The 19197-nt window shown below is 72.4% G+C and carries 16 protein-coding genes; 5 read left to right on the top strand and 11 right to left on the bottom strand.

Annotated elements, in window-relative coordinates:
- Positions 1-7 precede the first annotated feature (7 nt).
- From ABD733_RS07475 to ABD733_RS07490, 4 genes are all read right to left on the bottom strand, one after another.
- Positions 8-1441, bottom strand: a complete 1434-nt coding sequence (locus tag ABD733_RS07475) for an aminobutyraldehyde dehydrogenase (protein ID WP_344794620.1) — start codon at positions 1439-1441, stop codon at positions 8-10.
- Positions 1441-2061 carry a TetR/AcrR family transcriptional regulator C-terminal domain-containing protein gene (locus ABD733_RS07480; protein WP_344794622.1) on the bottom strand — a complete coding sequence of 207 codons (621 nt, stop codon included), beginning with the start codon at positions 2059-2061 and terminating at the stop codon, positions 1441-1443. The genes ABD733_RS07475 and ABD733_RS07480 overlap by 1 nt, the downstream gene beginning before the upstream one ends.
- 112 nt (positions 2062-2173) lie before the next feature.
- Positions 2174-3649 carry a reverse transcriptase family protein gene (locus ABD733_RS07485; protein WP_344794624.1) on the bottom strand — a complete coding sequence of 492 codons (1476 nt, stop codon included), beginning with the start codon at positions 3647-3649 and terminating at the stop codon, positions 2174-2176.
- A gap of 135 nt (positions 3650-3784) precedes the next feature.
- Entirely contained in the window at positions 3785-6826 is a 3042-nt protein-coding gene (locus ABD733_RS07490; protein ID WP_344794627.1) for a glycoside hydrolase family 2 TIM barrel-domain containing protein, read from the bottom strand.
- A gap of 72 nt (positions 6827-6898) precedes the next feature.
- Between ABD733_RS07490 and ABD733_RS07495 the strand changes: the two genes are divergently transcribed.
- A complete protein-coding gene (locus ABD733_RS07495; RefSeq protein WP_344794629.1) occupies positions 6899-7537 on the top strand; it encodes a TetR/AcrR family transcriptional regulator in 639 nt (212 codons plus the stop codon).
- On the opposite strand, the gene ABD733_RS07500 is transcribed toward ABD733_RS07495, so the two are convergent.
- Positions 7459-8436, bottom strand: a complete 978-nt coding sequence (locus ABD733_RS07500; protein WP_344794631.1) for a PrsW family intramembrane metalloprotease — start codon at positions 8434-8436, stop codon at positions 7459-7461. The genes ABD733_RS07495 and ABD733_RS07500 overlap by 79 nt on opposite strands.
- 94 nt (positions 8437-8530) lie before the next feature.
- Between ABD733_RS07500 and ABD733_RS07505 the strand changes: the two genes are divergently transcribed.
- Positions 8531-9931 carry an aspartate aminotransferase family protein gene (locus ABD733_RS07505; protein ID WP_344794633.1) on the top strand — a complete coding sequence of 467 codons (1401 nt, stop codon included), beginning with the start codon at positions 8531-8533 and terminating at the stop codon, positions 9929-9931.
- A gap of 40 nt (positions 9932-9971) precedes the next feature.
- Here ABD733_RS07505 and ABD733_RS07510 read toward each other — a convergent pair whose 3' ends face one another.
- The 6 genes from ABD733_RS07510 to ABD733_RS07535 are packed head-to-tail and all read right to left on the bottom strand — an operon-like array spanning position 9972 to position 15934.
- Complete coding sequence (locus ABD733_RS07510) at positions 9972-11429, bottom strand: AMP-binding protein (RefSeq protein WP_344794635.1); 1458 nt, start codon at positions 11427-11429, stop codon at positions 9972-9974.
- A complete protein-coding gene (locus tag ABD733_RS07515) occupies positions 11386-12522 on the bottom strand; it encodes an MSMEG_0565 family glycosyltransferase (protein ID WP_344794637.1) in 1137 nt (378 codons plus the stop codon). Before ABD733_RS07515 ends, ABD733_RS07510 begins: the two co-directional genes overlap by 44 nt.
- A 13-nt stretch (positions 12523-12535) precedes the next feature.
- The gene (locus ABD733_RS07520) at positions 12536-13399 is read right to left on the bottom strand and encodes a carbon-nitrogen hydrolase family protein (protein ID WP_344794639.1); all 864 of its coding nucleotides are present in this window, start codon (positions 13397-13399) and stop codon (positions 12536-12538) included.
- A gap of 9 nt (positions 13400-13408) precedes the next feature.
- Positions 13409-14710 (bottom strand): MSMEG_0569 family flavin-dependent oxidoreductase, encoded by a 1302-nt coding sequence (locus ABD733_RS07525; RefSeq protein WP_344794641.1) that lies wholly within the window; start codon positions 14708-14710, stop codon positions 13409-13411.
- Entirely contained in the window at positions 14707-15030 is a 324-nt protein-coding gene (locus ABD733_RS07530) for an MSMEG_0570 family nitrogen starvation response protein (protein ID WP_344794643.1), read from the bottom strand. Before ABD733_RS07530 ends, ABD733_RS07525 begins: the two co-directional genes overlap by 4 nt.
- Entirely contained in the window at positions 15023-15934 is a 912-nt protein-coding gene (locus ABD733_RS07535) for a carbon-nitrogen hydrolase family protein (RefSeq protein ID WP_344794645.1), read from the bottom strand. Before ABD733_RS07535 ends, ABD733_RS07530 begins: the two co-directional genes overlap by 8 nt.
- Positions 15935-16102: 168 nt before the next feature.
- On the opposite strand from ABD733_RS07535, the gene ABD733_RS07540 reads away from it, so the two are divergent.
- Genes ABD733_RS07540 through ABD733_RS07550 form a run of 3 tightly spaced genes read left to right on the top strand, consistent with a single transcriptional unit; the run spans position 16103 to position 19160 of the window.
- Complete coding sequence (locus tag ABD733_RS07540; protein ID WP_344794647.1) at positions 16103-16633, top strand: MSMEG_0572/Sll0783 family nitrogen starvation response protein; 531 nt, start codon at positions 16103-16105, stop codon at positions 16631-16633.
- Positions 16634-16644: 11 nt separating this feature from the next.
- Positions 16645-17721: an MSMEG_0568 family radical SAM protein gene (locus tag ABD733_RS07545; protein ID WP_344794649.1), complete on the top strand. Its 1077-nt coding sequence runs from the start codon at positions 16645-16647 to the stop codon at positions 17719-17721.
- Between the two features lie 2 nt (positions 17722-17723).
- Positions 17724-19160 carry an MSMEG_0567/sll0787 family protein gene (locus tag ABD733_RS07550; RefSeq protein WP_344794651.1) on the top strand — a complete coding sequence of 479 codons (1437 nt, stop codon included), beginning with the start codon at positions 17724-17726 and terminating at the stop codon, positions 19158-19160.
- The last annotated feature ends 37 nt before the right edge of the window (positions 19161-19197 follow it).

Here is a 19197-nt window from a genome sequence, read left to right on the forward strand (position 1 = left end):
CCGGGCCTCAGCCGGTGTACGACATCACGTGCTTGATGCGCGTGTAGTCCTCGAAGCCGTACGACGAGAGGTCTTTGCCGTAGCCGGAGTGCTTGAACCCGCCGTGCGGCATCTCGGCCACGATCGGGATGTGCGTGTTGATCCACACGCAGCCGAAGTCGAGTCGCTTCGACATCCGCATGGCCCTCGAGTGGTCGGTGGTCCAGACGCTCGAGGCGAGGCCGTACTGCACGCCGTTCGCCCAGCGCAGGGCCTCCGCCTCGTCAGTGAAGCGCTGCACCGTGATGACCGGGCCGAAGATCTCGTTCTGCACCGCGTCGTCGTCCTGCGCGAGGCCCGAGACGATCGTCGCCTCGTGGAAGTAGCCGACGTCGCCCTGCCGGTGCCCGCCGAGCTCGATCGACGCGCGGTCGGGCAGGCGCTCGAGGAAGCCCTGCACCTGGGCGAGCTGGGCGGCGTTGTTGACCGGGCCGAAGAAGGCGGCAGGATCGCGCGGCGCACCGGTGCGGGCGTGCTCGCGCGCGTAGGCGGCGAGCTCGCGCACGAAGTCGTCGTGGATGCCGTCCTGCACGAGGAGGCGCGTGGCCGCCGTGCAGTCCTGGCCGGCGTTGAAGAAGCCCGCCTCGACGATGCCCTTGACCGCCAGTGCGACGTCGGCGTCGTCGAAGACGACGACCGGAGCCTTGCCGCCGAGCTCGAGGTGCACGCGCTTGAGGTCGTCGGCCGCCGCCCTCGCGACGGCCATGCCCGCCCGCACCGAGCCCGTGATCGACACCAGCTGCGGGGTCGGGTGGGCGATCATCGCGGCACCGGTCGTCCGGTCGCCGGTGATGACGTTCAGCACCCCCGGCGGCAGGAACTCGGCCGCGACCTCCGCCAGCAGCAGCGTCGCCGACGGCGTCGTGTCGGACGGCTTCAGCACCGTGGTGTTGCCCGCCGCGAGCGCCGGGGCGAACTTCCACACGGCCATGTTGAGCGGGTAGTTCCACGGCGTCACCTGGCCGACGACGCCGATCGGCTCGCGCCGGAGGAACGAGGTGTGGTCTCGCAGGTACTCGCCCGCGCTCATGCCCTGCAGGTGCCGGGCCTCGCCGGCGAAGAACCGGATCTGGTCGACGCTGAGCAGGATCTCGTCGGCCACCAGCGACGCCCGCGGCTTGCCGGTGTCGAGCGACTCGAGGTCGGCGAACTCGTCGGCCCGCGCCTCCATGGCGTCGGCGATGCGGAACAGGGCCAGCTGCCGCTCGGCCGGGGTCGTCTCGCCCCAGGTCTCGAAGGCGCGGGCCGCGGCGGTGAACGCGCGGTCGACGGTCTCGGCGTCCGACACCGGGGAGACGCCGTAGACCTCCTCCGTCGCAGGATCGATCAGGTCGAAGGTCGACGCGCCGGTCGCCTCGGTGAAGCGGCCGTCGATGAAGTTGCCGAGGGGTGCGTGCGCCATCAGGCGGCCGCGCAGAGCGAGCCGGACGCGAGGCCCAGCGATATCTCGAGGGTGCTCGACACCAGGCGGAGTCGGGCGGCGTCGTCGAGGTAGCCGACGAGGGCGTAGGCGGTGGTGCTGTCGATCATGGCGAAGAAGCGCTCGGAGGCGAGGGCCGGGTCGTCGACGACGAAGGAGCCGCGGGCCGCTCCGGCCCGGAGCCGGGTCTCGAGGAACGCCTGCCAGAGGTCCATCGAGGTGCGGGCGGCCTCCGCGACGAACTGGTTGTGCCGGCCCACGCTCCAGGCGTCGGCCCAGATCGTCTTGGAGAGGCTGTGCTCGCTCGTCATCATGGCGGTGATGAGCCGCCCCAAAAAGGTAAGGTCGTCGGTCTCGGGGTCGAGCTCGGCGGAGATCCTGTCGATCTCGGCTCGGGCGAGGTCGGCGAAGGTCCGGCCGGCGAGGGCGCCCATGGAGGGCTCGAGGTGCGCGATGTCGCCCGGCGCAAGCCCGGAGACGGAGGCGACGCGGCGGAGCGTGATGGCCGTCAGCCCGGCTGAGGTGGCGATGCTGCGGGCCGCGTCGTCGATCCTGCGGCGGGGATCGGCCAGCACGGGGACAGGAGCCGTCTCGACAGTCATCCGCCCAGAGTAGGCGACGTCCCCGGGTCGCCACAGTGCCCCGACCGGGTGGTTTCGGCGCGCTCGGGTGCCTCGCGTGTGCACGAGGCACGCGGGGTGATCCGGGGCGCGGTCACCACCGGATCCGGTCGAACTGCCGGCGCAGGCGAGCACCGCGGGCCGGATGCAGCTGCGCGATCCACGCGATTCGGCCGAGCAGGTGGAGCCGGAACTCGGGATGCCCGTCGCGGTTCTGCGACGAGGGTCCGGCCACGACGCAGTTGTGCAGGATCGCCTTCAGCACGTCGTGCTCGGCGCGCCCCGGCGAGGTGGTCGCGTTCACGACGATCCCGGTGACCGACTGCCGGACGCCCTGACGGCGGACCCTCGTCTTCGCCGGGTTGAGGGTGTGGCCCTCGTCCGTCACGATCCTGTCGACGCCGCGGACGAACGCCCCGACGCGCGCGGCGAGCGCGTCGTCGCCGCTGAAGGCGAGGTCGTCGGCGTAGCGCGTGTAGGAGGCGCCGACCGAGGCCGCCCAGCCCGAGAGGCGGCCGTCGAGGCGGACCAGGGCGAGGTTCGCCACCGCGGGCGAGGTCGGCGCGCCCTGCGGCAGGTGCGGGACGGCCAGGCGCTGGCGGAGGCGGAACCGCTCGTCGGAGGTGCCGCCGTCCGGCATCCGCGACAGCACCGCCACCGGGACGGCGTGCGTGCAGAGCCCGGTCAGGAGGTGGGCCACCGCCTCGGGGAGGCCCGCGCGACGGAAGACGCCGGCGACGTCCCGGCCGGGCACGGAGGCGAAGAACGAGACGAGGTCGGCGGAGACGACGACCTGTCGGCCGGTGTGGAGCGCGGCACCCGTGACGGCGCTGCGGCCGGCGACGAAGCCGTGCGCGGCGTCGTGGAGCGGCAGGGGCGACAGCACCTCGTCGAGGACGATCCGCTGGATGTCCCGCAGCCGCGGCAGCGGGACCTCGAGCAGGCGGGGCACGCGGCCCGGCCGCTGCCGCCACTCGTACCGGTAGTGGTGGAGGGGCTCGTCTCTGGCGCGGCGGTTCCAGCCCCCGGTGTCGGCGAACCAGGCGAGTCGCCCGACGGTGACGCCGACGAGGTCGGCGAGGTCGCGCACGGTGTCGATCCGCACCTCGCGCCCGGTCGACTCCGTGGGGACGGGCGCACGGCTCAGGATGCGGACGGGCTCCCGGGCGGCGCTCCGCTCGACCGCGTCGACGAAGCCGTCGAGTCCGAGGACGAGCCGGGCGAGCATCCCGGGTGCGTCCAGCGGGGGTCGCGGCAGGGCGGACAGGACGCCGGCGACGGCGAGCGGGACGAACCGGCGGCGGGGCCCGACGGTGCGGTGGCCGGCTGCCGTCAGCTCGACGACGCTCCAGGCGGGCGCGGCCAGGAACGCGTCGGCGAGCGCCGCGGCGACGGCAGAGGCGTGCGAGCGGCTTCCGGACGACCCATCGGTCGGTGCAGGAGGTCGGGCGCGCGCAGCGCGCTGTGCCTTCTGCGGTGTCTGGCTCTGGTCGATCTTCGTCCCCCGGGGTGCCCCCGGAGAGGGCGGCACAGCTCGTGTGCCGTCCGCCTCGTCCGGAAGCCGCCGCACCCGGCTCACGCTAGGGCCTGGGGCGCCCGGTGGCAACGCCCGCGGCCCGGGAGGTGGTGCCGCGAGACGACTCGCGGACTGGGCACCCTGCCGCGGCGGGGTGCGCAGTCCGCGAGACGTCGGGCGGCGAGGGCGCTACGCCGCCGACACCACGAAGCGCAGCGTCCGGGCCTCGGGCCGCAGGGCGAACTCGGGCCACACGTCGACCCCGCAGGCCCTTGACCCGAGGCCGTTCTGGGCGGCATCGAAGTAGAGGTGGGTCGCGGTGCTCGCCGGGAGCTCGTGCGGGTGCTGCGCGGCGTCGAGCTCCTCGGCGGTGTGGCGCGAGAGCGTGAAGCCCGGCAGGCGGCCGGCGGTGTCGGGCAGCGCGTCGAGCCGCACCCAGGGCGCTCCGCCGTCGGCGAGGTCGAGGGTGCGGAGGTCGCTGCGATGACCGGTCTCCTGCGGCCGGGCATAGTCGACCGACAGCTCGTCGACGCCCGCGTCGAAGCGGCCCACCCGGGCGGCCCGCCGGCTGTCCGGGTACGACTCCCCCGGGCCGGTGCCGAACCACGAGGCCCGGTCGACCGTCGCGGGAAGGTCGAAGCGCACTCCGATCCGCGGCAGGATCAGGTCCCAGCCGCTCGACGGGATCAGCGTGACGGTGAGCAGGACGTCGTCGCCGAGCCGCTGCCAGGTCGTCTCGGAGGTGACCCGGTCGCGCGATCCGGCAGCAGCGTGGCGGGCGAGGGTCACGACGGCGTCGTCGCTCGCGGCGACGGAGAGGACCCGCGTCGTCAGACGGTCGAGGCCGGCGGCGCGCCAGACCTCCGAGAGCGGCGGCGCCTCGACGCCCTCGCCGCGATTCACCGTCGTCCCGGCGATGTCGTATGAGCCGCGGGAGGTCAGGGAGTCGTTGTCGGTCGGGGCGCGGAACAGCGAGAGCGCCGGGCCGTCGACGGGTCGGCCGGCGAGCGCGGTGAGGCGCCCGTGGTCGAAGTGGGCGGGGCCGAGGTCGAGCGACTCCGGGACGACGGCGGTCGCGGCGGAGGTCGCGACGGCGGTCGCGGCGGAGGCCGCTCCGGCGGTCACCACGGCGCGGCGAGGCACCGGCGCGGGCCGAGCGGCCGCCAGCCGGGCCTGACCGGCGGCGAGCACGTGCCCGGCCGGCGCCCACGCGGCCGCCTCGCGGAGGCGGGCCTCGAGGGTGAGCCAGGTCTCGGATCCTGCGCTCGCGTCCGTCGAGACGGCCGTCTCGGGGAGCGGCACGGCGACGGACGCTCCCGCAGCGAGGTCGGCCACGGCGAGGGAGCCGCACGCGGTCTCGACGCCGTCCCGCTCGACGCGCCAGACGAACTCGACGTCGTCGGCCGCCTGCGAGTGACGGCGGCTGGTGGCCGTGACGCTCGAGCCGTCGACGGAGAACCGGAACGGCGCTGCGACGGCGGCGTACTCGATTAGGCCGGGCGTCGGGGTGTCGTCGCTCAGGATCATGCCGTCCATCACGAAGTTGCCGTCGTGCACCACCTCGCCGAAGTCGCCGCCGTAGGCGAAGAACGCCTCGCCGGATGCCGTGCGCGAGCGGATGCCGTGGTCGCGCCACTCCCAGACGAAGCCGCCGTGGAGCCTGGGGTAGCGGTCGACGAGGTCCTCGTACTGGTCGAGGGCGCCGGGGCCGTTGCCCATGGCGTGCGCGTACTCGCAGAGGAGGAACGGCTTCGTGCGGAGGCGGGCCGACTCGGCGGCGGTCGCGGCCATCAGGAGCTCTTCGGAGTCCTGCCCGATCGACTCGGTCTCGGGGACGCTCGAGTACATGCGCGAGTACACGTCGGTATAGCGGCCGGTGTAGTCGCCCTCGTAGTGCACCGGGCGCGAGGCGTCGCGGTCGTGCACCCAGGCGGCCATCGCGGCGAGGTTGTCACCGGTGCCGGCCTCGTTGCCGAGCGACCAGAGCACGATCGAGGCGTGGTTCTTGTCGCGCTCGACGGTGCGCTCGATGCGGTCGAGGTACACGTCGCGGAAGCGGGGGTCGTCGCTCGGGTTGCCCACCCAGCCGCCGGCCTCGAAGCCGTGCGTCTCGAGGTCGCACTCGAGCACGACCCAGAGGCCGAGCTCGTCGGCGAGGTCGAGGAGGCGCGGGTGCGGCGGGTAGTGGCTGGTGCGGATCGCGTTGACGTTGTGCCGCTTCATGAGGGCGAGATCGGCGCGGGCGTGCTCCTCGTCGAAGACGCGGCCGCGGTCGGGGTGGGCCTCGTGGCGGTTCATCCCGTGGAAGACGAGGCGGCGGTCGTTCGCGAGCAGGAGGTCGCCCTCGATGCGGACGGTGCGGAAGCCCACTCGCTGCGTGACGGTCTCGCCGGTCGACGACACGACGGCCTCGTACAGGCGCGGCGACTCGGCCGACCAGGGCTCGGCGTCCTCGACATCGAGCGGCACGACATCGGACGGCGAGGCCCACGTGACGTCGACGCCGAGCTCGGCGATGCGCAGCCGCACCGGGAACGCGGCGTCGTCGGCCGTGATCTCGGGGTCGAGGGTCGCCCGGCCGGCAGTCCAGCCGGTGCGGAGCCACACGTCGTCGAGCGCCCCGACGGGCCGCGACAGCACGGTGACCTCGCGGAAGATCCCCGGCAGCCACCACTGGTCCTGGTCCTCCAGGTAGCTGGCGACCGACCACTGGTGCACGCGGACCGCGACGGTGTTGACCCCCGGGCGCAGGATCCCGGTCACGTCGAACTCCTGAGCGAGCCGGCTGCCCGCGCCGACGCCCACTTCGACGCCGTTCAGCCAGACCCGGTACGTCGACTCGACCCCGTCGAACCGCAGCAGCTGGCGGCCTGCCGCGACGAACGCCGCGTCGACCTCGAAGTCGCGGCGGTGGTCGCCGGTCGGGTTCTCGTCGGGCACGAACGGCGGGTCGACCGGGAACGGGTACTGCACGTTCGTGTAGATCGGCGACCCGTAGCGGCCGTCATGGCCCAGCACCCAGTGCGACGGCACCTCGATGCTCTCCCAGCCCTCGACCGAGACCACAGGATCGGCGAACCCCTCCTCGCCCGAGGCGTGAGGCAGCAGCCGGAACGCCCACTCTCCCGAGAGGTCGATCCGTGGCGCGTCGGAGTGGAGCCACGATCGCGCCTTCGACCGGCGCCCGCTTCCCGGGACGATGTCGGTCACGTAGGCGGGGGTGAGGCTCATCGGGAGGATCTCCTTCGATCGGGGGGATTCTCGCCGACGCTATCACGAAAGGAGTGTGGTTACACTGCTTTCATGTCCCCCCGATCGACGGGCGCCCGCGGGCCCTATGCCAAGACCGCCGAGAGGCGCGCGGCGATCATCGCCGCCGCCCGCGAGGTCTTCGCCTCGCACGGCTACCGGTCCGGCAGCGTGCAGGAGGTCGCCGACCGCTGCGGCGTCAGCCAGTCGGCCGTGCTGCACCACTTCCCCGCCAAGGAGGACCTCCTCCTGGCGGTCCTCGCCGACCGCGACGAGCGCGGGGACGACGTCGCCGAGGGGCTTGCGCTGGAGGCGGGAGTGACCGCCCAGGCGAGCCGCAACACCGGGACCCCGGGGATCATCGAGCTCTACACGACGCTCTGCGCGGAGTCGACGTCACCCGAGCATCCTGCGCACGCGTACTTCGCCGAGCGGTTCGCGCGCGCCAGGTCGTCGTTCGGCGAGCAGTTCCGCGAGCTGCGGGAGGAGGGGCGCCTCCGGCCCGGCGTCGACCCCGATCTCGCCGGCGCCGGGCTCGTCGCCCTCTGGGACGGCGCGCAGCTCCAGTGGCTGATGGACCCGGACGCGGTCAACGTCGCCCAGGCCCTCCGCCATTACCTCGGACTGGTGCTGCTGCCCGATCGGGGGCCGGCGGGCGGCGGCCACGACACCTCGGCCGGCACGGGCGCCTGAGGCTGAGCGGTGCCCCTCCGGTGCCGGAGCACCACGAGCAGAGCGACGATGCCGAGCACCGCCGTCACGATCACGCCGACGATGTAGAGCACGGTCGCGAGCGACGATACGGCCGCCTGCGTGCGCGGTGACAAGAACCCGTACTGCAGCTGCTGCAGCGCGTTGCCGGTGAAGATCAGCGCGATGGTCGACGTGATCCCGCCGAGGGAGTCCCAGAGCGCGTGCAGGAGGGCGACGCCCACGAACGCCACGATGACGCGGCCGGTGAGACGGAGGCGCTCGTTGCGGGCGGCGCCGAAGATCACCGCGCCCAGGATCGCCGTCCAGAGCACGTGACCGACCGGCGCCAGGATCGCGCGCAGCACCTCCGTGTGCAGGAGCGAGATGAGATCGATGCCCTGGGTGGTGATGGCCGCGTTGAACGCGTAGCCCGCCGACTCGAACGCCGCGAACCCGGCACCGACGGTCGCGCCGAGCAAGGCGCCCTGGCCCGGCGTCTTCGGCACGACGCGGCGGGCGACGAAGACGAGCACGACGGCCTTCACGAACTCCTCGATGAAGCCGACCGCGACGTACATCCCGACGCTCTGCTTCAGATTGGACTCCAGCAGGGAGGCGCCGAGCACGCCGAAGATGCCGCCGACGAAGAACGCGAGGATCACCTGCAGCGCCGAGACGCTGCCGACCACCCGCTCGGCGACGAACAGCACCACGCAGAACGGCACGAGGAAGGAGCCGAGCAGGATCAGCGTCGGCACCAGATTCGCATTGCCGGTCGCCGCGGTCACGACGATCGTCAGCACCCACAGGGCGAAGCCGCCCAGGAGCGTCTTCCACCACCAGCCGTGGCGGTGGTGCGGGTGCTCGATCGGGGCGGTCGAGAAGCGGTAGTCGGTCATGGCTCGTCCTTTGCTGCCGGTTCGTCACATCGAACCACTCCGGCGCGCCACTTCGGCCCTTTCGACGATCCCGTCGACACGGGAGCATGACCCCATGACGACGACTGCGAACGTGACGACCGCGCCCGCCCGCGAGTGGACGCCCCTCACCGAGGCGGGGCGCGACCACCTCTGGATGCACTTCTCGCGGATGGCTCCCCTGCAGGAGAAGCCGATGCGCGTCATCGACCACGCGGAGGGCGTCCACCTCTTCGACGACCGCGGGCAGCGCATCCTGGACGGGCTCTCCGGGCTCTTCGTCGTGCAGGCCGGCCACGGCCGCGAGGAGCTCGCGGAGGCCGCCGCCGCGCAGGCGAAGAAGCTCGCCTACTTCCCGGCCTGGGGCATCGCCACGCAGCCGGTCATCGAGCTCGCCGAACGACTCGCGCACGAGGCTCCCGGATCGCTGAACCGCGTCTTCTTCACCTCGGGCGGCGGCGAGGCGGTCGAGAGCGCCTGGAAGGTCGCCAAGCAGTACTTCAAGCTCACCGGCAAGCCGATGAAGCACAAGGTCATCTCGCGGACCGCCGCGTACCACGGCACCACGCAGGGGGCGCTGGCGATCACGGGCCTCCCGCTGATGAAGCAGGCCTTCGAGCCGCTCACCCCCGGCGGGTTCCGGGCCGCGAACACCGACTTCTACCGCGCTCCCGAGCACGGCGACGACCTGCTGGCGTTCGGCCTGTGGGCGGCGAACCGCATCGAGGAGGCGATCCTGCAGGAGGGGCCGGACACGGTCGCGGCGGTCGTCCTCGAGCCGGTCCAGAACTCCGGCGGCTGCTTCACTCCCCCGCCCGGCTACTTCGCGCGGGTCCGCGAGATCTGCGACCGGTACGACGTCCTGCTCGTCTCGGACGAGGTCATCTGCGCTTTCGGCCGCCACGGGACGACGTTCGCCTGCGAGAAGTTCGGCTACGAGCCCGACATCATCACCTGCGCCAAGGGCATGTCGTCGGGTTACGGGCCGATCGGGGCGATGATCGCGAACGAGCGAGTGATGGAGCCGTTCCTCGAGGGCAAGAACTTCTTCCCGCACGGCTACACGTTCGGCGGCCACCCGGTGTCGGCCGCGGTGTCGCTGGTGAACCTCGACATCTTCGAGCGCGAGGGCCTCAACCAGCGCGTCCTCGACAACGAGGCCGCGTTCGGCGCGACCCTCGGCAAGCTGCTCGACCTGCCGATCGTCGGCGACGTCCGCGGCGACGGCTACTTCTGGGGCATCGAGCTCGTCAAAGACAAGGCGTCGAAGCAGACGTTCGACGCGGCCGAGCGGGAGTTCCTGATCAAGCAGCACCTGCCCGACGCCCTGATGGACAACGGCCTCTACTGCCGGCCCGACGACCGCGTGAACCCGGTCATCCAGCTGGCGCCGCCGCTGATCTCGGGGCAGGCCGAGTTCGACGAGATCGAGCAGATCATCCGGCACACGCTGCAGGACGTCGCCGCGCTGCTCTGAGGCCGGCGGCGGGCCGGAGACGGCCGCTCAGCCGGCGGCGTCAGGCGTCGCCCCCGCCCGCCCACCGTCGCGCCTCGGCCCTCCGGCTCGTCTTCCCGGCGTCGTTCCGCACCGGCTCGTCGACGAGGTGGAGCACCGAGGGCCGCCGGGCGCTGTCCAGCCTCGCGCGAGCCCAGCGCAGGAGCTCGGTCACTCCCACCGCAGCGCCCGCCGTGTCGACCACGGCCTCGATGCGCTGGCCCAGGTCGTCGTCGGCGACACCGAAGGCGACCGCGGAGCGCACTCCCGGATGCTCTTCGAGCACGCGCTCCACCTCGGTCGGATGGACGTTGACGCCGCCGCGGACGATCACATCGTCGGCGCGGTCCACGACGAAGAGGTAGCCGTCGCCGTCGAGCCGGCCGAGATCGCCGAGGGTGTCCCAGCCGTCGTCGGTCCGCCTCGATCGACCGCCCCGATAGCGGTAGGCGGGCCGGCCCTCGCGGCGCAGCCAGATCTCGCCGACCTCGCCCGTCGGCACCTCGTCTCCCGACGGCGAGCGCACGGAGACCGCCGTCCCTCCGGCAGACCGTCCGACGCTGCCGGGGTGCTCGAGCCACTCGTCGCCGCGGATCGTCAGGATCCCGTTCGACTCGCTCCCGGCGTAGACCTCGACCACCCGCTCCGGCCCCACGAGATCGAGGAAGCGGCGTTTCAGCTCCGGCGGGCAGGGAGCCCCCAGGTGGAGGACCGTCCGGAGGCTCGACAGGTCGGCTGCGGCGAGCTCGTCGACGGGGAGGCGCAGGATCCGGTGCATCATGGTCGGCACGAGGAGGGCCCAGGTGATCCCGTGCTCGGAGATCGCACGGAGAACGAGCCGCTCGTCGAAGCGCGGCAGGATGACGAGGCGGTGCCCGGTCATCAGCCCGCGGAACGCGTAGGTGAAGGTCGCGGAGTGGGTCAGCGGCCCGGCCACGAGCTGGACCTGATCGAGGGGCAGGAAGGACGCCACCGGCGCAGCCGTGTCGAGGGTCGCCGGTCCGGTCGCCATCACGATCTTCGGCCGACCGGTGGAGCCGGAGGAGGTGGGCGCCTTCCAGCTCGCCGCCCAGAAGTCGTCGAGGAGGCCGTCGGACAGGTCGGACGAGGGGCTCCAGCCGGCGGGCAGCCACGGGATTGCGCGATCCTGCGACTGCGACCCGACGACGAGCGCCGGCCGGGCCAGCGCCTCGAGCTCTCGGCGCTCGGTCGCGTCGAGGCCCGTCGAGACGGGCTGAGGCGTGGCGCCGCACTTCCAGACGGCCGCGCAGACGACGACCATCTCGACGCTGTTGGGCAGGGAGACGGTCACCAGCGAGTCGTGCGCGACGCCGAGCCGGGTGTAGGCGCGGGCGAGACGATTGGAGGCGAGGTCGAGCTCTCGAGCGGAGAGGGCGCGGTGGTCGTCGACGGCGACGACGCGGTCGGGGTCCTGCTCAGCGAGGCCGGTCAGGATCCTGGAGATCGATCGCCGCCCCATGGTCGCCCTCCCGCCCGACCCGCTCGTAGAAGACCTCGTGCAGGCGGGCCACGTCGTCCCAGTCGTGGGAGGCGGCGAGCGACCGGCCCTCGGCGGGATCGACTCCCCCGCCCGCGAGGGCGCGGCCGAGCGCGGCGGCGATCTCGGTGTGGCTCGACGCGTAGTCCACGGCACCCCCGAACACCTCGCGGAGGACGGGCAGATCGCGGGCGACGACGGGGACACCCGCCGCGAGCGCCTCCATGGCAGCCAGCCCGAACCCCTCCTTCGTGGAGACGAACGCGAGAGCGGACGCCGCGGCGACGAGCGGCGCGAGGTCGTCCTCGTCGATCACACCGAGGATGACGGGATCGAGACCGAGCGACTCGACCCGGGCGTCGAACCCGGCCCGGTACGACCGGTAGTCGAAGAGCGTCTCGCCGCCGCCGAACACCAGCCGGACGTCGGGCCGCTCGCTCTGCAGAAGGGCGAAGGCCTCCACGAGGTCGATGCTGCCCTTGCGGGGCTCGATGCCGCCGAGGGCGAGGACGTACTCGCCCAGCTCGTCGGTCCACCGCCTTCGCGAGGCCTGACCGTCCGGGCCGGCGGCGCGGGCGAACCGGCCGGCGTCGACCCCGTTGGGGATCACCGTCGGCTCGATGCCCCAGCCGGCCTTCACATCGGCCGCGACCGCCGCCGAGACGCACAGCCGCGCGACCGGCTCGCGGATCGCGCGGTCGTGGCACGCGACGAGCTGCGGTGTCGTGAACTCGTCGAGGTGGTGGATCGTGCGGATGGCGGGCCCCACCGCGTTGGCGGAGATGCAGTCCTGGGCGTGGACGACGTCGAAGCCGGCGCCGTCGAAGGCGCCCCGCATGGTCTCGATCGACCTCTCGATCCTGCGACCGACCTCTTCGCCGTCGCGCGGCTCGAACGGGACGACCCGGACGTCGACGGCCGGGTCGACCGGGCGGAAGAACGCGTCGTCGCCGCCGCGCCCGAGGGTCCAGACGGTGACGTCGTGGCCGCGCCGCGCGAGAGCCTCGGCGAGGTTCAGGGTGTGGACCACGCCGCCGCGCGGCTTCGTCGAGTAGGTGACCTGAGCGATTCGCACGGGGGCTCCCGGGTCAGTCGCCGAGCGCGGCGGGACGGGTCGAGGCGTAGGCCGCGGGGACCCGGTCGCGGAGGTGGTCCATGGTGCGGCGCGCTCTCGCGACGTCGGCGCCGATGTCGGCCGTGGCGACCGCGAGACCGCCCTTGGCCCAGGTCTTCGCGACGATCTCGCCCGCAGGATCGACGACCTTCGCCTGACCGAGGAACCGCAGGCCCCCGAGCACGCCGGTCTGATTCGACGACACGAGGTAGACCTGGTTCTCCGCGGCGCGGGCACAGTCGTACAGGTCGAACAGGTGGGCCTGGCGGTCGTTGCGGAGACGGTCGGAGCGGTCGGTGACGCTCGCCGGCCAGGCGCTCAGGCAGGCCAGGATCTCGGCGCCGTCGAGGGCGAGCGTCCGGGACGACTCCGGGAACGTCTTGTCGAAGTCGATCATCATGCCGAGGCGGCCGACGGGGGTGTCGAACGACGAGAAGCCCGATCCTGCGCGGTACGCCTCCGACTCGCCGAGCGGCAGGTGGACCTTCCGGTGGTGGCCGAGGATCCGCCCGCCCTGCACGCAGACGGCGCTGTTGTACCGGACGTCCTCGCCGCCTTCGAGCGCCCTCTCGGCGATGCCGAAGCACAGCGTCAGATCGCCCGCCATGTCGGCGACCGCCTGCACCTCGGAGCCGTCGAGCTCGACCGCCGGGGGCAGGGCCTCCGGACCGGGATGCACCATGTCGAGGAGGTAGCCGCCGACGGTCGCATCGGGCAGGACGAGGAGGTCGATGCCGCGCTCGCGGGCCTGGTCGATCATGCCGGGCAGCTTGGCGAGGGTCCGCTCGATGTTGCGTCCGAAGTGCGCCGCGACCGCTCCCATCGTGATCTCGGCCATGTCGACAGGCTATCCGGAGACACCGGCCGTCTCTCTCCGCTGCGAGGCCCGGCCCGAAGCGATCGCGCCGGCGAGGTGCTCGGCGTCGCGGGCCACCGCCTCGAACCGGCCCGAGCCCCAGGTGTGCAGCCAGGGCAGGCCGAGGAAGTGGAGTCCCGGCGTCGCCGACGATCCGCGGTGGTGCGTCGGGTGACCGGCACCGTCGAAGACGCCGACCTGGATCCACGAGTAGTCGGAGCGGAACCCGGCCGACCACACGATGCTCGTGATCCCGGCGTCGGCGAGGTCGAGGCTCGTGACCTCCGCCTCGGGGCGCCACACCGGGACGTAGCGCGCCTCGGTCGGGGCCTGGATGCCGGTGCGCTCGATGTAGCGGTCGATGTCGTTCTTGATCGACTCCATCACCGAGTCGGCGTGGTCGAGCGACGCCTCGGCGGTGGGCGTGAAGGCGGCCGCCGTCCCGTCGACGTCGAGGAGGCGGCCGTAGAGGTGCATGCCGTCGCGCGCGAAGGCACGGAGGTCGATGTCCCGGCCGCCGTCTCGACCGGTCATGTAGTGGTTGGTCGACTCGCGCTTGGTGAGACCCCCCACCTGCGCCTGCACGGGGATGTCGTAGACGCCCATGTCGCTCAGCCAGGCGATGCAGTCGCGGCCGCGGTAGAAGCGGGCGCAGCGCGGCGCCGACCCGAGCGCGAGATGGACCTCCCGCCCGGCGAGGAAGAGGTCCTCGGCGATCTGCGCACCCGACTGACCCGACCCGACGACGAGGACGCCGCCCTGCGGCAGCGCCCCGGCCGACCGGTAGTCCGCCGAGTGGACCTGCACGATGTCCCGCTGCACGCGGCGGGACGCCGCGGGGAGGACCGGCCGGTGGTACCCCCCGGTGGCGACGACGACCTGATCGGCCGTCAGCGTCCCCTGGTCGGTGACGACCTCGAATCCTGCGCCCGGCGCCTCGCGGAGCCGGGTGACCAGCACGTTCTCGACGACCGGCGGGTCGAACGAGGCGGCGTAGCGCCGGATCCAGGCGAGGACCTCGTCGCGCCTCATGAATCCGTGGGGATCGTCGCCGTCGTAGGGGAAGCCGGGCAGGACGCACTGCCAGTTCGGGGTCACGAGGGTGAACTCGTCCCAGCGTCGGTCGGCCCAGTCGTGGGCGATGGTGTCGCGCTCCAGGACGACGTGGTCGATGCCCCGCCGACCGAGGTGCCAGCTGATCGACAGCCCGGCCTGGCCGCCGCCGACGACGACGACCTCGACGTGCGAGCCGTCGACGACCCGCCGCGCGGACCGGACGCCCGACGGCGTCACGACGAGACCGCCCGAGAGCCGGCGGCCTCCGGAAGAGGCAGCGGCGGCTCCATCGAGAGGACGCTCACGGTCCCGCCGTCGAAGGCGGCGGCTGCGTCGAGGATCTCGCGCTCCTGCTGCATCGCGGAGGTGCACTCGAACCCGTAGCGGGCGAGCACCCGCTGGCCGGCGGCCTGGAGGGCGGCCGTCGAGCGCGCCACGAAGTCGGCGAGGGGGTAGTCGGTGCCGGGGGCGAGGTAGTCGTGCATGACGAGGCTCGGCGAGTAGCACGACGCCTCGGTCCCGTCGGGCCAGCGCACCAGGAAGGTCATCTCAGGCATGGACGAGGTCCTCCTGCGCAGGATCGGCCACGGCGTCGACGGATGCCGCGCCCTCGCCGGTGCGGTACACGTCGGGTCGGCGGTCGCGCAGGTGGAACATGCCGCCCCGCATGGCCCGGAACGTGCCCTCGACGTCGATCTCGGCCACGGCGAGCCCGGAGTCCAGCAGCGTCGTCGCGAGGACGTTCCCGCCGGGATCGACGACCTTCGCGTTCCCGACGTAGCGGAGGCTGCCGAAGCTGCCGGACTGGTTCGACGCCAGCCAGAAGACCTGGTTGTCGAGCGCGCGCGCCATGTCGAAGAGGTTGAACCGGTACGTCCACCGGTCCTCCTGGAGGTTCTCCGCGGTGGCCGTGCGAGCCACGGGCCACGCCGACATGCTCACGATGATCTCGGCGCCGTCCATGGCCAGGGAGCGGGCCGCCTCCGGGAACGCCTTGTCGTAGCAGATCTGGAGACCGACGCGGCCGACGGGGGTGTCGAACGCCTCGTAGACGTCGCCGGCCGAATACGACATGTTCTCGCCGAGCGGCTGGTGCACCTTGCGGTACGAGCCGTAGATCGTCGTGCCGTCCAGGCAGACGGCCGCGTTGTACCGGGTCTCGCCGTCGTCGTCGAGCTCGCAGAATCCGATGCAGACGATCATGTCCTGGGCGATCTCCTGGACGCGCCGGATCTCCGGGCCGTCGAGTCGGACCGCCGGCGGGAGCGACCTCGTCGTGTTCTTGAGGGTGTCGCCGTGGTTGCCGAGCGACGAGAGGTATCCCCCGATGGCGGCCTCGGGCAGCGCGAGGAGCCGCACGCCCTCTGTGCGGGCCTCGGAGACCAGCCTCGCTATCAGCTCGTAGTTCTGCTCGAGGTCCCGGGTGAAGTTGGCCGAGACGGCTGCAACGGTCGTCGTCATGCGTCCAGTACACGTCGGGACGTGTTTCCGATTGGTTACGGCGGGAATAAGAGATGGTTTCGGCCGCTACCTGCAACGCGCCCGAAATGTGTCGGCAACAACCGCGGCAAAGACTCGATCACGAAGCGAGATCTCGCGGCACTCCGCCCCATCAGAAGGAGCCACACCATGAGCGACATCGACTACGACCAGCAGATCCTCGACAACATCGAGACCTCTCGTAACGAGATCCCCCACCCCTCGATCCCCAAGGGCTCCAACATCTACGGGTCGACGAAGATCTTCCCCGACTACACCGCCGACAAGGACCAGTACTACTTCCAGCTCGTCCACGGCATCGCCCACGAGTCGTCGGTGTCGTTCGTGGCCACCCTCCAGGCGATCCGCGCGCTCCGCAAGGGATTCACCAGCGTCCTGTACTTCTACGGACCGGGCTCGATGAACTGCATCGCGAACCGCGGCTTCCCCACCACGGGCGCCGACGGGTTCCCGGGCGAGAACAACATCAACAACGCCCTCGAGACGTTCATCAAGGAGGGCGGCACGGTCTTCTGCTGCCGCTTCGGCCTGGCCCTCCACGGCAACCGCGAGGAGGACCTCATCGAGGGCGTCATCCCGTGCCACCCGCTGGACGTGCAGGACGCCGTCATCCACTACGCCCGCAAGGGCGCCATCATCAACAGCACCTACATGGTCTGAGCCGACGACCCATGACGATCACGAACAACGGCGGCGCCCTGTCGACACGCGTCGACATCGCGATCCGAGGGATCCGGGTGGCCGCCCCCGTGCACCGCGAGGGCGGCGCCGGCCCGAGCGACGACGGGCACGTCCTGTTCCAGGGCATGCAGTCGGCCATCCCCGTCAATCAGGACAGCCCCTACCTCGTCGACGACGGGAAGCTCCTGCTCGACGGCGAGGACACCGGCCTCGAGGTCAGTCCCGTCAGTCGCCCCGCGTTCTACGACCTCGCCACCGCCGACGGCACGCCGTACGAGCAGATCGCCCGTCTCCACGGGGCGAAGGTCCTCGCGACGACCGTCGTGCAGACCTGCATCCGCTACGCGGAGATCGAGCGCTGCCGCTTCTGCTCCATCGAGGAGTCGCTCGCATCGGGAGCGACCATCGCGGTCAAGACGCCCGCGATGATCGCCGAGGTGGCCGAGGCCGCGTGGCGCCTCGACGGCATCGAGCAGATGGTCATGACCACGGGCACCTCCAACGGCCGCGACCGCGGCGCCACCCACCTCGCCCGGTGCGTCCGCGCCATCAAGGCGGCCGTGCCCGACCTGATGATCCAGGTGCAGTGCGAGCCTCCGGCCGACCTGCAGACGATCACCGACCTCTACGAGGCGGGCGCCCGGTCGATCGGCATCCACGTCGAGTCGATGGACGACGACGTGAGGAGGCACTGGATGCCCGGCAAGTCGCGCGTCCCGCTCGACGAGTACCGCGCCGCCTGGCGGGAGGCGGTGCGCGTCTTCGGTCGCAACCAGGTGTCGACGTATCTCCTCGTCGGCATGGGCGAGGACCCCGACCAGCTGGTCGCGGGCGCCCAGGAGCTGATCGACATGGGCGTCTACCCGTTCGTCGTGCCCTTCCGGCCGATCCGGGGCACGCTCGCCACCGACGTCGACCGGGTGCCGGCCCCGCCCCGGTCCGTGCTGCACGACGTCACCCTCCGGGTCTCGCAGGCGCTCATCGCCGCCGGGATGCGCGGCTCCGACCAGAAGGCGGGCTGCGCTGCGTGCGGGGCCTGCTCCGCTCTCCAGACAGCCGGAGGCTGACCGTGCCGCTCCTCGACGTCCCCGCCCTCATGGGCCCCGCTGTGGTCGCCCGCCCCGCCGAGTTCCTGGTGGTCGTCGCCGAGGGCTCCGACATCGACGAGTACCGCCGCCTCCGCCGCGCGGCCTTCGTCGACGAGCAGGGGATCTTCGAGGGGACCGACCGCGACGACCTCGACGACGACCCGCGGACGGTCGTCCTGGTCGCTCGAGCAGGATCGACGGTGGTCGGCGGGGTCAGGATCTCGCCCGTCGGCGTCCGCGACATCGGCTGGTGGACCGGCTCGCGTCTCGTCGTCGCCCCGTCGGCCCGCAGCGTCGCCGGGATCGGGTCGGCGCTCGTGGCAGCCGCGTGCGCCCTCGCCGAGCAGCTCGGCGTCGTCCGCTTCGACGCGACCGTGCAGTCGCGCAGCTCGATCCTGTTCCGGCGCCTCGGCTGGCAGACGACCGGCACGCTCGTGATCGGCGGCGTCGACCATCTCGCCATGCGCTGGCCCGTCGATCGCCACCAGCGGCTCGTCGACGCGACCAAGGCGCACCTCGAGGCCGTCCTCGAACCGCACTCCGCCTGGACGGACTCGCCGATCGCGTCGCTCGGCGGGCCCGGGTGGGTGGGCGACGACGGGGCGCCGGTGAGCGGGACCGACGTGATCGCCGCCTGCGACGCGATCCTGCCCTCGATGGTCGAGCGCGATCCCGAGTGGGCCGGCTGGTGCGGGGTCCTCGTCAACGTCAACGACCTCAGCGCGATGGGCGCTTCGCCGGTCGGACTCCTCGACGCCGTCGGGGGCCGCGACACCGCCTTCGTCCGACGCGTGATGTCAGGACTCCGCCGCGGGGCCGAGGCCTGGGGCGTGCCGCTGATCGGCGGCCACACCCAGATCGGCGTGCCCGCCTCCCTCTCCGTCACGGCGCTCGGCCGGACGACAGCGCCGGTGCCGGGCGGCGGCGGACGCTACGGCGACGCCCTCAGCCTCACGATCGACACGAGCGGCTCGTGGCGCGACGGCCACCACGGATCCCAGTGGAACTCCACCGAGGGGCGCCGGTCCGCCGAGCTGCAGGACCTCGCGGGCACGGTCGCACGCGCTCGCCCCGCGGCCGCGAAGGACGTCAGCATGGCCGGGATCGTCGGGACGGCCGGCATGCTCGCCGAGGCCAGCGGCTACGGCGCGGTCCTCGACGTCGACCGGATACCCGTCCCGGGAGCCGCTTCCAGCGACGGGACGGGCCGGGTCTCGATGGGCGACTGGCTCGGCTGCTTCCCCGGGTTCGGCATGCTGACCGCCGACCGCCCCGGCGACTCCCGCATGGACTCGCCCTACGCCGAGACCGCCGAGGTCGGCTCGCTCACCCTCGAGCGCGGCGTCGCCCTCCGCTGGCCGGACGGCGAGGTCACGACGGCCGTGCGCGGCGGCGTGACGGGGCTCGGGCCGGCCTGAGCGGCCGCTGGGCCGGAGGCGGGGCAGCCTGAGGCGG

Origin of the sequence: Frondihabitans peucedani (assembly GCF_039537585.1) — a bacterium.
GTDB lineage: Bacteria > Actinomycetota > Actinomycetes > Actinomycetales > Microbacteriaceae > Frondihabitans > Frondihabitans peucedani.

Bases quoted from the DNA above. Each gene is read 5' to 3' on its own strand.
- ABD733_RS07510 (WP_344794635.1), bottom strand. From the start codon at position 11,429: ATGGGGCGGCGATCGATCTCCAGGATCCTGACCGGCCTCGCTGAGCAG.
- ABD733_RS07520 (WP_344794639.1), bottom strand. From the start codon at position 13,399: ATGGCCGAGATCACGATGGGAGCGGTCGCGGCGCACTTCGGACGCAAC.
- ABD733_RS07540 (WP_344794647.1), top strand. From the start codon at position 16,103: ATGAGCGACATCGACTACGACCAGCAGATCCTCGACAACATCGAGACC.
- ABD733_RS07505 (WP_344794633.1), top strand. From the start codon at position 8,531: ATGACGACGACTGCGAACGTGACGACCGCGCCCGCCCGCGAGTGGACG.
- ABD733_RS07495 (WP_344794629.1), top strand. From the start codon at position 6,899: ATGTCCCCCCGATCGACGGGCGCCCGCGGGCCCTATGCCAAGACCGCC.
- ABD733_RS07530 (WP_344794643.1), bottom strand. From the start codon at position 15,030: ATGCCTGAGATGACCTTCCTGGTGCGCTGGCCCGACGGGACCGAGGCG.
- ABD733_RS07480 (WP_344794622.1), bottom strand. From the start codon at position 2,061: ATGACTGTCGAGACGGCTCCTGTCCCCGTGCTGGCCGATCCCCGCCGC.
- ABD733_RS07475 (WP_344794620.1), bottom strand. From the start codon at position 1,441: ATGGCGCACGCACCCCTCGGCAACTTCATCGACGGCCGCTTCACCGAG.
- ABD733_RS07500 (WP_344794631.1), bottom strand. From the start codon at position 8,436: ATGACCGACTACCGCTTCTCGACCGCCCCGATCGAGCACCCGCACCAC.
- ABD733_RS07545 (WP_344794649.1), top strand. From the start codon at position 16,645: ATGACGATCACGAACAACGGCGGCGCCCTGTCGACACGCGTCGACATC.
- ABD733_RS07535 (WP_344794645.1), bottom strand. From the start codon at position 15,934: ATGACGACGACCGTTGCAGCCGTCTCGGCCAACTTCACCCGGGACCTC.
- ABD733_RS07490 (WP_344794627.1), bottom strand. From the start codon at position 6,826: ATGAGCCTCACCCCCGCCTACGTGACCGACATCGTCCCGGGAAGCGGG.